Origin of the sequence: Methylobacterium sp. OAE515 (genome assembly GCF_041806315.1) — a bacterium.
GTDB lineage: Bacteria > Pseudomonadota > Alphaproteobacteria > Rhizobiales > Beijerinckiaceae > Methylobacterium > Methylobacterium tardum.
In genome coordinates, this window is the sequence record NZ_JBGMUV010000001.1 from 602,282 (window position 1) to 618,152 (window position 15,871).

General features: G+C 66.5%; 11 protein-coding genes. 5 read left to right on the forward strand and 6 right to left on the reverse strand.

The window, feature by feature from the left end; genetic code table 11:
• Window positions 1-337: 337 nt before the first annotated feature.
• Window positions 338-2,533, forward strand: coding sequence for an ATP-dependent RecD-like DNA helicase (locus tag ABIE45_RS02910; protein WP_192711072.1), 2,196 nt, complete (start codon window positions 338-340; stop codon window positions 2,531-2,533).
• A gap of 65 nt (window positions 2,534-2,598) precedes the next feature.
• On the opposite strand, the gene ABIE45_RS02915 is transcribed toward ABIE45_RS02910, so the two are convergent.
• On the reverse strand, window positions 2,599-3,513 hold the full coding sequence (locus ABIE45_RS02915) for a hypothetical protein (RefSeq protein ID WP_373622114.1): 915 nt from the start codon (window positions 3,511-3,513) through the stop codon (window positions 2,599-2,601).
• A gap of 432 nt (window positions 3,514-3,945) precedes the next feature.
• Here ABIE45_RS02915 and ABIE45_RS02920 point away from each other — a divergent pair, with 432 nt between their 5' ends.
• Window positions 3,946-6,330 carry a DNA topoisomerase gene (locus ABIE45_RS02920; protein ID WP_192711074.1) on the forward strand — a complete coding sequence of 795 codons (2,385 nt, stop codon included), beginning with the start codon at window positions 3,946-3,948 and terminating at the stop codon, window positions 6,328-6,330.
• Window positions 6,331-6,444: 114 nt separating this feature from the next.
• Here the strand turns inward: ABIE45_RS02920 and ABIE45_RS02925 are convergent, their stop codons facing one another.
• A complete protein-coding gene (locus tag ABIE45_RS02925; protein WP_192711075.1) occupies window positions 6,445-6,807 on the reverse strand; it encodes a DUF4186 domain-containing protein in 363 nt (120 codons plus the stop codon).
• Window positions 6,808-6,874: 67 nt separating this feature from the next.
• Here ABIE45_RS02925 and ABIE45_RS02930 point away from each other — a divergent pair, with 67 nt between their 5' ends.
• Window positions 6,875-7,669 (forward strand): DUF72 domain-containing protein, encoded by a 795-nt coding sequence (locus tag ABIE45_RS02930; protein WP_192711114.1) that lies wholly within the window; start codon window positions 6,875-6,877, stop codon window positions 7,667-7,669.
• Between the two features lie 479 nt (window positions 7,670-8,148).
• Here ABIE45_RS02930 and ABIE45_RS02935 read toward each other — a convergent pair whose 3' ends face one another.
• From ABIE45_RS02935 to ABIE45_RS02945, 3 genes are all read right to left on the reverse strand, one after another.
• Window positions 8,149-9,153: an acyltransferase family protein gene (locus ABIE45_RS02935; RefSeq protein WP_192711076.1), complete on the reverse strand. Its 1,005-nt coding sequence runs from the start codon at window positions 9,151-9,153 to the stop codon at window positions 8,149-8,151.
• Window positions 9,154-10,014: 861 nt separating this feature from the next.
• Window positions 10,015-10,647: a GDSL-type esterase/lipase family protein gene (locus ABIE45_RS02940; RefSeq protein WP_192711077.1), complete on the reverse strand. Its 633-nt coding sequence runs from the start codon at window positions 10,645-10,647 to the stop codon at window positions 10,015-10,017.
• A 329-nt stretch (window positions 10,648-10,976) separates the two neighbouring features.
• A complete protein-coding gene (locus ABIE45_RS02945) occupies window positions 10,977-11,420 on the reverse strand; it encodes a phasin (RefSeq protein ID WP_192711078.1) in 444 nt (147 codons plus the stop codon).
• Between the two features lie 358 nt (window positions 11,421-11,778).
• Here ABIE45_RS02945 and ABIE45_RS02950 point away from each other — a divergent pair, with 358 nt between their 5' ends.
• Window positions 11,779-13,098: a polyhydroxyalkanoate depolymerase gene (locus tag ABIE45_RS02950; RefSeq protein ID WP_192711079.1), complete on the forward strand. Its 1,320-nt coding sequence runs from the start codon at window positions 11,779-11,781 to the stop codon at window positions 13,096-13,098.
• Window positions 13,099-13,143: 45 nt separating this feature from the next.
• Here ABIE45_RS02950 and ABIE45_RS02955 read toward each other — a convergent pair whose 3' ends face one another.
• Entirely contained in the window at window positions 13,144-13,926 is a 783-nt protein-coding gene (locus ABIE45_RS02955) for a PAS domain-containing protein (protein ID WP_192711080.1), read from the reverse strand.
• 710 nt (window positions 13,927-14,636) lie between these two features.
• Here ABIE45_RS02955 and ABIE45_RS02960 point away from each other — a divergent pair.
• Window positions 14,637-15,869 carry a 3-methyl-2-oxobutanoate dehydrogenase (2-methylpropanoyl-transferring) subunit alpha gene (locus tag ABIE45_RS02960; protein ID WP_192711081.1) on the forward strand — a complete coding sequence of 411 codons (1,233 nt, stop codon included), beginning with the start codon at window positions 14,637-14,639 and terminating at the stop codon, window positions 15,867-15,869.
• The last annotated feature ends 2 nt before the right edge of the window (window positions 15,870-15,871 follow it).

Consider the following 15,871-nt stretch of genomic DNA (forward strand, 5'->3'; position numbering starts at 1 on the left):
GTTTAAGACACGTATTGATTGCGGACAATCGAGTACATCCCGGCCGGCTAGGTAAGATTTGTCGTCTGCATCGGCAAACCGAGCCGGAGCCCAGCGCACCGGCGGTGCGGTCACCCCGCGCCCGCGGCGTGGCTCGACCACGCCGTGCGCGAGGAACCCGATCGGCGCGACATCCGGCAGGGTTCCCGCACGTGACGACGGGTCGCGGCGCCCTCCCCGATCAGCCGGCCGCGGCCCCGTTGCCTCGCCTCCTGCGAGCCCCGATCTTCAACTCTCGGGTGAGAACCCTTGGATATGAACTCTTGGGTGCGCCCTCTCGGACGCAGCCGGTCCGGGCATGAACCAGCGCGCGACGCCACAGCCTGTCGACCGCCATCAGCCCGTCGAGGCGCTGGCCGGCACGATCGAGCGCGTCACCTTCCACAGCCCGGAGACCGGCTTCTGCGTCCTCAAGGTGCAGGCGCGCGGCAAGCGCGACCTCGTGCCGGTGATCGGCCACGCCCCGGCGATCGGGGCGGGCGAGTGGATCACCGCCACCGGCATCTGGCACACGGACCGCCAGCACGGCCTGCAATTCAAGGCCGACACGCTCAAGGTGACGCCACCCACGGGCGTCGAAGGCATCGAGAAGTATCTCGCCTCCGGCCACATGCGCGGCATCGGCCCCGCCATGGCCAAGCGCATCGTGGCGGCCTTCGGGGAAGGCACCTTCGAGATCATCGAGGCCGAGCCCGGCCGCCTCACCGAGGTCGAGGGCATCGGGCCCAAGCGCGCCGCCCGCATCGTCGCCGGCTGGGCCGAGCAGAAGGCCGTGCGCGAGATCATGCTGTTCCTCCACGCCCACGGCGTCGGGACAGCGCGGGCGGTGCGGATCTTCAAGACCTACGGCCACGAGGCCATCGCGGTCATGACCGAGGATCCCTACCGGCTGGCGAAGGACATCCGCGGCATCGGCTTCAAGACCGCCGACGCCATCGCGATGAAGCTCGGGCTGACCCAGGAGGCGCCCCAGCGCCTACGGGCCGGGATCTCCTTCGCGCTGCAGACTGCCACCGATGCCGGCCATTGCGCCCTGCCGGTGGCGGAGCTCGTCGCGCTGGCGGTCGACCTCCTCGGGGTGGAGGCGCCGCTGATCCGCACGGCGCTTCTCGACGTGCTGGAAACCGGAGAGGTCGTCCAGGACATCATCGGCGACAAGGCCTGCATCTTCCTCGCCGGCCTGCACGCCGCCGAGCGTGCCATCGCCGAGCGGCTCCGACGCCGGGCGGCGGGCGGCCCGCCCTGGCCGGAGATCGACCTCGTCCGGGCCCTGCCCTGGGTGGCGGAGAAGACCGGCAAGACGCTCTCGCCGTCGCAGGAGGCGGCCGTGCGGCTCGTGCTCGGCGCCAAGCTCGCCGTGGTGACCGGCGGGCCGGGGGTGGGCAAGACCTCGACCCTCGACACGATCCTGCGGGTCCTGCGGGCCAAGGGGGTCCGGGTGCTGCTCGCCGCCCCGACCGGCCGGGCCGCCAAGCGCATGAGCGAGCAGACGGGGCTTGAGGCCAAGACCCTTCACCGCCTGCTGGAGATCGATCCCAAGCACGGCGGCTTCTCGCGCAACGAGGAGAACCCCCTCCCCTGCGACCTGCTGGTGATCGACGAGACCTCGATGGTCGACGTGCCGCTGATGAACGCGCTGACTAAGGCGGTCCCGGAGCATGCAGGCCTGCTCCTCGTGGGCGACGTCGACCAGCTGCCCTCGGTCGGGCCCGGCCAGGTGCTCGCCGACGTGATCGCCTCCGGCGCGGTGCCGGTGGCGCGGCTCACCGAGGTGTTCCGGCAGGCGGCCGAGAGCCGGATCGTGGTCAACGCCCACCGGATCAACGCGGGCACGATGCCCGAGCCCGCCCCGCGCGGCGCCGAAAGCGACTTCCACTGGATCGCGATCGATGAGCCCGAGCCGGCGGTGCAGACGCTGATCGAGGTGGTGACCCGGCGGATCCCGGCCCGGTTCGGCCTCGATCCGGTCCGCGACGTGCAGGTGCTCACCCCGATGCAGCGCGGCGTGCTCGGCGCGCGCAACCTCAACCAAGAACTCCAGGCCGTGCTGAACCCGAACCCGCCGGTCTCGGTGGAGCGCTTCGGCTGGCGCTTCTCCCCGGGCGACCGGGTGATGGAGAGCCAGAACGACTACGACCGGGAGGTGTTCAACGGCGACCTCGGCACGGTCGCGCGGATCGACGTGGACGAGGGCGCGGTGATCGTCGATTTTGAGGGCCGGGAGGTAATCTACCCCTACGGCGAGCTCGACACGCTGGTGCCGGCCTACGCCACCACCATCCACAAATCGCAGGGCTCGGAATATCCGGCGGTGGTGATCCCGCTGGCGATGCAGCACTGGACGATGCTGGCGCGGAACCTCCTCTACACGGGCGTGACCCGCGGCAAGCGGCTCGTGGTGCTGCTCGGGCAGCGCAAGGCCGTGGCAGTGGCGGTCCGCGGCGGCACCATGAAGCCGCGCTGGACCAAGCTGCGGGATTGGCTGAGCCGGTGAAGCCTCCCAGAGGCGGACGCTCCAAGTACGGGGACCGGGGTCCTGGCTGCCTTGGGGCCCGCCGATCACCGCCGGCACGCCGCCCCATTATGGCGTGCATCCCGCGCCGAGTGCAGCGTCTCGCGCCGGATGATCCATTCATTGCGCCGACCGCTCGGGATCAGAAGGCCTTGCAGCGAGAGCGCCGTCGCCCAGGCCGCAATCGCCCTATCCGGCAGCGCGAACGAGGACGATGCGGCCCGCAAGCTCGCGAATTCGGCCGGTTGAAGGCGGATGAAGCGCCGCCGCACCCATCCCCGCTCCCGCACCTGCCGCAGCGCCGTCTCGACCTTCACCGCGCCGGGGCCGCGCACCAGCGCGCGATCGAGCGCAGACATGAGGATCAGAGCCTGCCAATCCCGAGGCGAGACGCTGAAGCAGCCGAACCCGGCAACCTCAAGCCCGATGGCGTGGGACAGGCCGTCGGCCGCGATCCGGGCCGGCGCCAAACCCGCGACAGGCATCGCGCGCACCTCTCGACACGCTGCGGCGTAGGCGCGCTCCAGAGCGGCAGAGGTCCGGCCCGGCCGGAGGGGGCGGTCGACCGTCTCCGCCAGCGCGGCGGAAACGCGTTGAAGTTTCGGGTTGTGCAGCCATCGACGAGGCGACCGGGAGAGGATGGCATCCTCAAGGTCTCGGCGCCCTGCGCTCTGCAGCAAGCCTGACAGGTCGATCTCGACCGCGGCGATCCCGAGGTTCGCGATCCCGGCGATCTTATCGGGGCCGCACGCGTGCGTGACCTGAAACTCGACCAGCAGATCCCGGTCTGCTCGGCGCACGATCACGTCAGGCACGATGGTACCGAGCCGGTGCTCCAAGAGTGCCGAATCGAACCGGCAGGGCCCGCCCGGGTGAAGAGGCTGCCGCTCACCAGCGCGGAGCACGGGAGGCAGGGCGAGCGTCAGCTTGGAGGCGAGCAGTTCCTTGGCGAACCGGTGCAACGCTGTCTCCGGGCCGCCGTGACAGGAGCGCTCCCCGGCCGCGCCGTGATGCCCGAAATGGTGTTGGACCTGGTCACCTCTGCGGGCCACCAGCGGCGTTCCACAGCGTGGGCACCGACAGCCGCACGCCAAGCCGGAGCCGACCTCCGAGATGTGGGCGAGAGTACCGTCGGCACGGACGCCGAAGACGAGGCCCTCAGAGACCGCGATGCCGCCGCGCATGTCGCTCCCCCTCGCCCGGATCCAGTTTCCGCTGCGTCGGCGGAAGCGTCAGACTTGCGTCACGATCTCTGATGCCGTTAAAGCGGCATCGGCTCGCGTACGGCATGAGCGGCAGCTGTCCCATCCCGTGTGCCTGTTGCGCGCGGAGCCCGACTAGAACAAAATGCGAACCCGCTGCCAAGGGCAGCGAGCGTCCTCGCGGTCAGCGACATGTCACCTCCGAATTCCGGTCGCACGCTGTTCTTCTTCGAGAAGCCCTCGGCCATGCGTCAGCTGCAGCGCTTCTTCCGCTCGCCGACGACCGTCTGCGTGGCTGCCGAGGGGCACCTGCTGTCGGCCGAGGAGCCGGGCAGCATCCGGCCCGAGTGGAAGCCCTGGCGCTTCGAGGCCTTGCCAATCGTGCTCGATACGATCCCGGTCAGCCACGGCACGAACCGGTCCGGCCAATCGCATGCGCCGAAGATCGCTTCGATCCGGCAGGCCCTGAGCGGCGTCGAGCGGGTGATCATCGCCACCGACCCGGGGCGCGAGGGATCCATGATCGCCTGGGAGGTGCTGGAGCATCTCGGCTGGCGCGGGCGCGTCGACCGGCTCAAGCTCGGTGCGCTCGACGATGTCTCGATCCGCCGCGCCTTCGCGGCCCTGGCCAAGGAGCCCGGTTCAGGCGAGCGCGACTACGCCGCCTACCTGGAGGCGCTGTGCAGGCAGTACGAGGATTACCACCTCGGTCTGAACGGCACACGGGCGATTTCGCTGCGGCTGCGCCCGCCGGCCTTCCGTGAGCCCTGGCGCTTCGGCGGCGTGCAGACACCCACCCTCGCGATTCTGGCCGATCTGGAGGCGCGCATCCGCTCCTTCGTGCCGCAGAATTTCTTCAAGGTGGCCCTGCACCTGAGCACGCGGTCCGGCGCCGAGCTGATCCTGTGGCATGCGCCCAACGAGCGGATCTTCGACCCGGCGATCGCCGAGACGATCCGTGCCGCCGCGGCGACGTGGTCGGGTCCCCTGGCCGTCGAACACAAGGACGTGCGGCGCGCGCCGCCGCGGCTGTTCTCGAAAGACACCTTGGCGCGGCGCTGCGCCAAGCGGTTCGGCTGGGATCCGCAGCACACGGCCGGTCTCGCCCAGGAGCTGTACGATCAGGGCTATCTCAGCTACCCGCGGACCGAGTCCGAATACCTGCCGGACGGACAGGCGGGCGATGCCGCTGCGGTCATGACGGCCGTGGTTTCCGTGCTGACCGATCTGCGCAGCGTCATACCCGGGACCGAGGCGCCCGTGATCCGACGCGGGGCCAAGGGACACTACGTCAAGGATCCGGGCGAGCACCACGCCATCGTGCCCCTGCGCAAGGTTCCTGAGCGCGGCCGCCTCTCGGCCGACCAGTTCCGGCTGTGGGAACTCGTCGCGAAGGCCTATCTGGCCGCCCACCTTCCCGACGGCATCGATGCCCGCACGCGTGTCGCGGCCGAGGTCGGGACCCCTTTGGGGACGAAGCGCTTCGCCGTGTCGGGCAGCGTCATACGCGCGCCGGGGTGGCGCGCGATCTACGGCAGCGAGGCTGACCTCGAGGCCGACGCCGTCCCCGGCAAGGCGAAGCGCGACGCCGAGGCCACGTCCGCGCGCCTGCCGGCCGTGGACGATGGCGAGGGCGCATCGGCCACGAAGGCAGGCGTCGCAACCGCGATGACCGAACCGCCGCGGCGGATCAGCCGCGGCGAGCTGCCGGTGGTGATGGGCCGGCTGATCGACCAGGTGGATGATCCGGCGGTCAAGCGCGCGCTGGAGAATCCGGTCAACCCGAACGAACCCAAGGGCCTCGGCACCGCCGCGACCCGCGACACGATCCTGCCCAAGCTGCTGAAGAGCCGCTACGTCACGCTGTCCAGCGGCAAGGATCCAGCCATCGCGGTGACCGAGGTGGGGCTGGCCTTCATCACGGCGGTGCGGCGCGTATTCCCGGCCTACGGTGACCCGGTCGGGCGCGCCATGTTCGAGGCCGAGTTGGCGGAGATCGGTCGCGCGGCGACGCGTGCCGAGGCCGTCGATCGTGCGAACGCGTTCCGGCAGCGGACCCGCGCGCGCCTCGATGAGCTGATCGCCGCGATCGCGGACTCACCGGTGGTCAGCCTCGATCCGAGCCTCATCCCGCCCGGTCAGGCCGACAACCGGCCGCCGACCTCGGCCATGATGTCGTTTGCCGTCAGCTTGGCCGAGCGAAAGGGCGTGACGCTGCCCCGCGGCTGCAAGAGCAGCATCAGCATTTGCCGATCCTTCCTGGACACCCATGCCGGGCCACGCGTGCCTCAGACGGACGGCGCCGGCGAGCCTCGCGATCGGCGTATCCCGAGCGCGGCGATGCTCCGCTACGCGCGCAGTCTGGCAGAGCAGCGAGGCGTCCCCTGTCCGCCGGAGACAGAGACGGATTTCGACGCGTGCCGGCGCTTCCTCGACGCGCACGTCCCCCCGCCGCAGGAGCGACCCGGAGCCGGCAACCCTGGCGCGAGAAAAGGCAAAGCGCCGGTTGATCGTGGGAAGCGGCGGGGCAGAGTGGCGGGAAAGCCGAGACAGGCAGCAGCGCGACGCCAAGCTTGAAGTTGCCGGCTGCAGTCGTCCAAGATCTCAGGGCTCGATCCTGGCTCTTCAGGTGGCGCGTGGTCCTTCCACCCGGTCGCTGCGGGTCTCAGCGCAGTTCGGGAACGTGTCGCGTCACGCGCCATCGACGCTCTGGGAACGCAGCCAGCGCGCGATCGCCTCGATCACGTGAGCCTGCTCGGAACCGGTCAAGGCCCGCCCCGCCGGTATGGCGTACCACTTGGCCAGACAGCCACGGCAGCACGTCGCCGTCGCATGCTGCGCCGTGAAGACCGGATGACCGCGAAAGGGCGTCTGCTTGCCGTCATTCATCGGCTCGGCGGGCGCGAGGCGCCGTTTGACGAAGTCCCGTGCATGCTCGAGAACCGTCGAGAGGCCCTTGTCGCGCAGGTAGGTCCGGTCGGCGGCCGCAAGCCGGAATCGCTGACGGAATGCGGATTGCGGCAGGCGATCGAAGACCTCTTCAAGCGCGCGCATGCGTATCGACACCCGTTCAACCGCCGCGCATCTGACGGGCGCGGCTCACGAGCCTCCGCGGCAGCCGATGCGCACACCAGAGTCTATCATGATCGGCACCGCGGGCTGGAGCCTGCCGAAAACCTACGCGCCGCACTTCCCGGAAGACGGCAGCCATCTGGAGCGATACGCGCAGCGCCTCTCCGCCGTCGAGATCAACACGTCCTTCTACCGGCCGCATCGCGTTGCAACCTACGAAAAATGGGCTGCTGCGGTGCCGACCGAATTCCGGTTCGCCGTGAAGGTGCCGCGGGCCGTCACGCATGAGCGGCGCCTGACCGATGTGGACGCGGTCCTCGCCCGCTTCTTGGTTGAGGTAGCGGGCCTTGGGTCCAAGCTCGGGCCGCTGCTGCTTCAGCTTCCGCCGAGCCTGGCGTTCGACTGCGCATCCGCCGCGCGATTTCTGGCGACTTTCAGGCGGTGCTTCGCGGGCGACATCGTCTGTGAACCGCGCCACGCGACTTGGTTTACCCAGGACGTCGATAAAGTGCTTTGCGACCATGCGATCGCCCGGGTCGCTGCCGATCCCGCGCCCGTCCCGGAGGCGGGCAGGCCCGGCGGTTGGATGGATCTCGCCTATTACCGGCTCCATGGCTCCCCACGCATGTACCGTTCGGCCTATGAGCCGCCCGTTCTCACCCGGATCGCCGAGCGCCTGCACCAGAAGACAATCCAAGGACGTCGCGCGTGGTGTATCTTCGACAACACCGCGGAGTTCGCGGCCCTTGGGAATGCTCTCGAAACACTTGCACTCTCCACACGGAGCAAGTCTCACGAGCAATCAGCCTCGAACGGGGAGAGCGGCACATCAAAGCCTGGATAGGTGTTTTCATCAGCGGTCGAGCGTCGTGACGACGGCAACGCTGCGTGAGCGCGAAAAGATAGCCCGTCGACCATGCGACGGGGAACGCCCCGTATGGTCAACGGCGAGCCGAGCGCCACGTGGGCGCCGGCACCTCGCGACGGATCGACGGGTGGAGCGCCGTCCTACGCCGGCTCGCTCGCCAACGCGTCCAGAGCCTGGGCAAGCCCGCGGAAGGGCAAAAGACGGTTGGCGGGCACCGCGCCGTCATCCTACGCTGCGAATTGGACGGGCACGTTCAACGACGTTCAATGGAATGTCGCGTGGCCGCGAGCGTAGATTTTCGTAAGCGTCTGGTTCGATTGTGTTTCAAGAAATCGGCGCTTGTGCTGGTCTCGGTCATCACGCGGGCCCGCGTGAGCGTCTTAGATGTGTGGATTCCTGCCGGTCCGCTTCCAGGCAGTACGGTGGGCTGGCTACCATCGCGTCATGCAGGAGGGTCACGCGCCAGCAGGGGGTGTTCGCGGATGCCTCCAAAGCTCAACGAGAACGCCGGTCGCCTGCCGAGCAGCAGTAATTGGACGCCTCAGAAATCTGGCGAGAACGATCTGCGAAGGGACCCCGAGCAAGAAGATAAGCAGAAGGCCCACTGCGTTGTCGAGCTGCCGAATCACCGGCGAGGCAGCAAGGACGATGCCGCTTATAACGAACAACTCGAAGCTTCGGCGCCCCAAGTAAGCAGCTGCCGTCAAGGCTACGCCCCGCAAATAGCCGACCAGAGCCAGCGCAAAGCAGCAGCCACCGAGAGCGCCGGCTGCAAAATGCGGAAGGTCTCCGTATTGCCCGGCCGCGAGATGAACGAAATTGTCCGATGAGCAGGTCAGGAGCGCAGCCAGACCACATAAGGCAGCAGAGGCGGAAACCTTCAGCCCTTCGGCCCCTGCCAGGCGCCCAATAAGATAAAACGGAAGCGCGCCCAATAATGATTGGAAATACCAAGGCTGGAATTGGTATTTTGCGCAACCCCAGGACACCACCAACACTGCAATGAGAAATGACCAGTACACCACTCGGCCACTTATCTTGGAAGCGGCAGCATATAGAATGCGCACGAGTGCCAGAGCGATGAGGAACCAGAGCGGCGCCAGTCCGAGCCGTTGTCCGGCCAGATGGCGCATCAAGATTTCCGTGACCGAGACGCTCTCGGCAATTACCTGAGGGATGTACGCAAGGAGGCTGAAGGCGAGTGCGGTCAGCACTAGCTGCAGAGCGGTCGCGGTCACGTCGGAAGAGCGTCTGCCTTCAACAAGCTTGTCGATCATGCCGGTGACGAGGAAGAAGTACGGCATATGGAAGGCGTAGATGGTTCGCCAGATTGTAAAAGCCAAGCCACGGGTAACATCTTCCTGCCCGATGAATGCTGGCTCAAGCAGATGGCCGCATATCACGAGCAGTATTCCGAGACCGCGCGCGGCATCAAGGCTTACATCGCGACCTACGGCCATCGCCGGACGTTTCCAAATTTGGGGGCAGAACCCATGGGATCGCTTCTAACCCGGATTGGTTACGACCGTATGGACAGTCGGCGGCCTCAGCCCGGCCGCTTTGATCCCTGGTGATCTGGAGCGCCGGATCTAGGTCGCTCAATCCTTAGAGCAATGGGTTGAGAGCGACGCCTTCGACAGTGCTCGACCTTCACACAGGACCCTTTCTCGAAAGCGGGTTCGTGCATAGGCGCAACCCGCGTGTTGGCTTTCCACTTAGTGCCGCAGTCGCTGGCTCGCTGACGAACGATCGCTTTATGGAAGCGCCAACAGCAGTCTGGACGGCTGGGTTGGGTCGAAAGCGGAATGACTGCTTCGGAGACAGACGGCCAGATAAGCAGACGTGCCGCTCCCGACCCATCCTCGTCGTACGTGCTGCTGCCCACGCCGCTCGCACGCGAACCTGAGTTTCCATTCTCATGGATAGCAGGAACAACGCCGACCGCCCGCTCGACCGCTCCTGTGCTCGGCACGGCCGGCAGGCTTCGCTCTTACTGACCCGGCCGATCAGAGCAGCGCGATGTCCTGTGCGCGGGTAACGATGCGCTCCTGTTAGAACCCGGGCAAGGCTGCGCCGGTAGCCATCCCGCCACGGAGCGTAGAGGTCGCGAACCGTCCTGCCGTTTTCCTCCTGAGGCCTTCGGCCGGGCGGCGGGTAAAAGCCATCACGCCGCCAAACCGCTCGGTGAGTTCCGAGCGTACGCGCAGGTGCTTGGAAGGAGGGAAGCGCCGCGTCACCGTTGGAGAGTGACAGGACGACCCGTATCCGGCGCAGGGCATGGCGCGGATTCGGCGACCGACGGTGCAGCGGGCGCTCTGTCCTCAGCGCGCGAAGACCGGGCTGCCCGAATGCTCGGGGCACGACCGCACGAAAGCCGCGACGGCTTTCGCGATCTTCCACCCGCCCTGGACGGAGGGCTCGATCGGATTGGCAAAATCAGCGTCCTCGCCGCACAGCACGCGCAGGTCGATCAGCGGCAGGCCGCGGGCAAAGACCTCGCGCGTGATGACGTCGTTGAGCAGGGCGAGAGCTGCTGCAGTCAGACGCCGCCGCTGCGGGTCGGGATAGCGCGGATCGTAGATCGTGCAGAGTGCCGCCGGCTGCCCTGTCGCCTGCACCGCGTCCAGCATGGTGCCGTACGCAGCGAGGAAGCGATCCCGCACGTCCGCCAGGACAGCCAGGGCGTGCGCCACGGATTGAACTGGCTGTTCCAGCACCGCGGCGGCACGCAGCGCATCGTTACCGCCGACGCTGACCACGAGATGGCTCACGTCCCGAGGACGACCTGCGAGCTGGCGCGGTACGTCTGCGATGACGTTACCGTCGACGGCGAGGAGGCTCGCCTGCCAATCGACGGGCAGGATCGTTCGAAGTTGCGAGACCACATCCGGGCCTCCGCTCACATAAGCTGCGTTGTCGAAGACGGAATCGCCGAGGAGCACGACGTGCGGCATGGATTTCTCTCGGGGTTTTGAGTGTCCGCGATCAGGCGCCCGGCGCAGGCAGGGAAGCCGCTGTCGGCAAGCCAAGCTGGCAGATGGATCTGCTCAGCGTGGACACGGGCAACGCCTCGCACTCCCGGACTCCGAACCCGCCAGGCTCAGTGGCGAAGCCGGGTCTGTGTTTTGATGTTCTCGACCTGCAGGCGGCTGTCGCGGCTTTGGTGGAGGGTGGTCATCGCGTCGTGCGCTTGGCCGGACGAATCCGCAGGTTTCGTCCGTGACGACATCGCACGAGCCGGCCCCTTGATGGGCTTCAGAGCCCCCCGGGGCGACCTTGTCGGCTAACGGCCGACCTCGTCACCATCCTCCATGGACATGCGGGACTGATCGGCACCGCTCCGTGCAGCGTTCATCGCGTGTTCCGCGCCTTGCTTCGTCGCACTCTGAGCCGTGCCGCCGAACTCGGTCGCCTGCGCCTGCACGGCCGCAAGTTGGCTGCGAGCGAAGTCGGCCTGTAGCTGCAAGGCCTCTTGTAGGCTCCTGGCCCGAGTAAGCTTCTGCGCAAAGTCGAGGGTCGCTCGAACATTCTGCTCAGCAGCCTGGAGGCTGTAAGACGCCATGTCTTGCGTGCTCGCACCCGCCGTGTGCGCCCCGCCCTGGGTTGCTGCAACCGTCCGGCGCGCTTCTTCGATGAAGCTCTCAAATGCCTGGCGCGCTTGGTCGATGCCCTTCTCAGCCAGCTCGCGCAACGCGTTCGGTACCTCAAGGTTCGGGGCGATGTTCACGAGCGTGTCCTCCGGTCATTTCGTGTAGAGCGGCGGAAACAATTCGAGAGCCGCACTCAACGAGAACCTTATGGAGGAACCCCGGTTCAACGCGGACGTGGAAGTCGCGGCTGATCGACTGCCACCGCGGGGCGACGCCGAAGGGTTTGAACAGGACTCTGTTGCTCGCCGGCACCACAGCCCCTCAATTGCCGACACCAACCTCAGACAGCCATGGTCAGAACAATTCCATGCTGGCAATTTTATGCCAATTTCGCGGGCGATTCGCCCTCGCGGCGTGCATGCAACGCATCATAGTGCCGGAGCGTTGGGCACCTCGGAGATGAGCGGCCATGCGGCTGCCGGAGGAACTGCTCGTATGCTGTACCTGATGCGTGATGCCTACGACCAGATGCTCTCGCCTATGCGGATGGCGGCAGAGATGGCCCGGACCGCTTGCGAGAACCCGTTCAGCCCCCTCGCTTACACCCCGAACGGCCGGGCCGTCGCAGCTTCCTGCGAGCTGTTCGAGCGGGCAACGCGCACCTATCCCAAGCCGGCTTTCAACCTCCCCACATGTGAACGGGTGGTGTGGGAGCGCCCGTTCTGTCGCGTGATCGCCTTCGGTATGCCTTCGGCGAAGCCGAAATTGCTGCTGGTCGCCCCGCTCTCCGGGCACTACGCAACCCTGCTCCGCGGGACGGTGGCGGCCTTCCTCGACACGCATCAGGTGTTCATCACCGACTGGGCTGACGCCAAGAAGGTACCGCTCTCCGCCGGACGCTTCGACCTCGACGACTACATCGACTACTGCACGGCGATCTTCGAGGCGCTCGGGCCGGACCTGCACGTCATGGCCGTGTGCCAGCCCTCAGTCCCGGTTCTCGCGGCTATCGCTCGCATGGAAGCCGAGGATCACCCACTGGTGCCGCGCTCAGCCGTGCTGGTCGGCGGCCCGATCGATACCCGCCGCTCACCCACCGCGGTCAACAAGTTGCCGCAGGAGAAGCCGATTGGCTGGTTCAAGCGGCACTGCATCCACCCGGTTCCATGGACCCACCAGGGCCACGGCCGTGACGTCTACCCCGGCTTTCTCCAGCTGGCCGGCTTCATCAGCATGAACCTTGACCGCCACCAGACGGCGCACTGGGACATGTTCAACCACTTGGTGCAGGGCGACGGCGACTCGGCGGACAAACACCGTGAGTTCTACGACGAGTACCTCGCTGTGATGGACCTCACAGCGGAGTACTACCTCCAGACGGTCGAGACCGTGTTCATCGAGCACCTTCTGCCGAGGGGCGAGATGCGCCATCGGGGCAAGCCTGTCGATCCCGCCGCGATCCAGCGCTGCGCGCTGATGGCGATCGAGGGCGAGAAGGACGACATCACCGGCATCGGCCAGACCCGAGCGGCACTCGACCTGACGCTCAACCTCTCAGCCGAGAAGAAAGCCTACCATCTCCAGATGGGGGCAGGTCACTACGGCATCTTCAACGGATCACGGTTCCGAACCGAGATCGTGCCGAAGATCGTCGCGTTCATGGAAGCGCATGCCGAGCCGGCGATGATTGTGCCGCCGATTTCGCGCGGCCATCTCCTTCCGGACGCCGCTGAGCCTGACCTCTCCGTTCCGGCGGCGCTGCTCACGCACGGTCCGTGCGCGGCCAGCGAGGCGGCTCGCGCGTTGCACGCGTAAACTCAGCGGGCTCGCCTGATGAAGCCCGACAGGGCGCAAGGGCGGTCAATGGACCGTGTCGCAGCCTGACGGGACGCGTGTTGTCGCTCGCTTCGGGTCGAGCGCCCCTCGCATCATGGCGTGTACGGCGTCCTGCTGGAGTTGCTGAAACCGCTTGTTCAGAGCCTCGCGCTGGTGCTGCCGCTTCTGCCCAAGCTGGTTCAGAACCCGATCCTTCTCGTCCGCAGAACCGGACCAGCCCTCCAGGCGCTCGCAGTCGATCTGGTAGTTGAACTCGACATCAGCCAGGGCAGCCAAGGTGGCCTGGAGTGAGCCTGTCAGATCTTCGAGATGGGGACCTGCTGTCCGCATCTCCAGCACCGGTGCAGCCCATTCCTCGGCTGGAAGATCGGTCGGGTCGGACGCGTTCAGGTTCGTGATCTTGAGAAGGACGTTGGACGCGGCCACCAGATTGCCCGACGAATCTCGCAGCGGTGTCGGGTAGGGCATGAACGGGATTCGTGTACCATCCGGTCGCTCCAACACGGCCTGCACACCGCGGATGGGCTGCCCTGACTTGATGGCTACGGCCATCGGGCACTGGTCGAGCGGCAGGAGCGCCCCGTCAGGCGTGTAGATACGCCAGCACCCGCACCAGCGCGTCTTGCCGAGTTCAGGCCGGTAGCCCCATAGCTCAGCGGCCGAATCGTTGTAGTAGGTCAGCCAACCATCGGCGTCGGTCGTGTAGACCGGCGACGTGAAATCTCGGAACAGCTCGGCACGCGACGGCTCGTAGTTCCAGCCGCGGTCAGGAGCGCTGAATTCGAATTCGTCGTCGTCTGGAAACATACCGCGATCCCTCGACAAACGGGCGAGGAAATGCCCGTCCAAGCATTTCGATCGCCCCCCTCTGTCGCGGGTGCCAGCAAGCCGATGCCACCGTTACGTTGGCGGTTGCGGCTCGTCAGTGACGCAGAATGCGTCGCACTCCAGATCGTCCAGCGATACGAGATTGTGCCTCAGAGCTTCCGGGGGCGGTCGCTCCTCGACGCCATAACCGGCTCACGCCAGCCTGGGCTCTCCCGCATCGCCTCTTGCGGACACCGCTTTTTTGCACAGGCAGGAATACTGTTCAAGAGCAGTCAGAGTCTGCAATTTCTGGGGCAAGATCAAATTCCTCTACGCTCCGGTGTCGAGCGCAATTTAATCGCATGCTATGAAATAAGAAAATTCGTCGCGAGGAACGGGATTAACTGCAGGCTGCGGTTGAAAGCCTTTTGATTGGGAGCGTGTTCGACGCAACAGCGCGTTGGCCGTTTCCGCCGAGGCGACCTGCCGACATGCCGTCGAGGGCTTCGTGTAAGCCAAAGCCAGCCGCTGCGGGAGAAGCGTGTGGGCTACCTCATGCCCAAGTCGCAAGCCGCCCGGGGGCGTGTTCTAAGAGAGAAACCGGGCAGCCATCTTCCGAGGGACACCGGAATTTCGTGGATGTGATCTACCCTGGCTTCGTGCATGAATAGACCGGCCTGCACGTCGTGTTTCGCGAGAGCGAGCAAGCAATGGCCGAAGTCACGCCTTTAGCGCTCCACGTTCCAGAGCCAGCGGTCCGGCCGGGCGGGGTCCCGGATTTCTCCAGCGTCAAGATCCCCAAGGCCGGGGCGGTGCCGCGTCCCGACGTCGATACCGGTTCGGAAGCGATCCGGGATCTGGCCTTCTCGATCATCCGCGTCCTGAATCGCGAGGGCGAGGCGGTGGGGCCGTGGGCCGGCCTGCTCAGCGACGATGAGCTCCGGGACGGCCTGCGGGATATGATGACCCTGCGCACCTTCGATGCGCGGATGCTGCTCAGCCAGAGGCAGGGCAAGACGTCCTTCTACATGCAGCACCTCGGCGAGGAGGCCGTGAGCTGCGCCTTTCAGAAGGCCCTCGCGCCGGGAGACATGAACTTCCCGACGTACCGGCAGGCCGGACTCCTGATTGCGAGCGGTTATCCGCTGGTGACCATGGCGTGTCAGATCTACTCGAATGCGAGTGATCCGCTGAAGGGCCGCCAGCTGCCGGTTCTGTATTCGTCAAAAGAGCACGGGTTCTTCACGGTATCGGGAAACCTTGCCACGCAATATGTGCAGGCGGTCGGGTGGGCGATGGCCTCCGCGATCAGGCGGGACACGAAGATCGCGGCGGCCTGGATTGGGGACGGCTCGACAGCCGAGTCGGACTTTCACGCCGCACTTGTCTTCGCGTCGACCTATAAGGCCCCCGTTGTGCTCAACATCGTCAACAACCAATGGGCGATCTCGACCTTCCAGGGCATTGCCCGGGGCGGGGCCGGAACCTTCGCGGCGCGCGGCCTGGGGTTCGGCATCCCGGCGCTCCGGGTCGACGGCAACGATTACCTGGCCGTCTACGCGGTCGCCAAATGGGCCATCGCGCGGGCCCGGAGCAATCTCGGGCCGACGCTCATCGAGTATGTGACCTACCGCGTCGGAGCTCACTCGACGTCGGATGACCCCTCTGCCTACCGTCCGAAGACCGAATCCGACGCCTGGCCCCTCGGCGATCCGGTCATTCGGTTGAAGAACCACCTGATCCGGCGCGGCGCGTGGTCCGAGGAGCGGCACAAGCAGGCGGAGGCCGAGATCCTCGAGTCGGTGATCGCTGCGCAGAAGGAGGCGGAGAGTTTCGGGACGCTCCATTCCGGCTCGAGGCCGTCGGCGCGGGAGATGTTCGAGGGCGTCTACGCCGAGATGCCACCGCACCTGCTCCGTCAACGCCAGCAGGCCGGAGTGTAGGC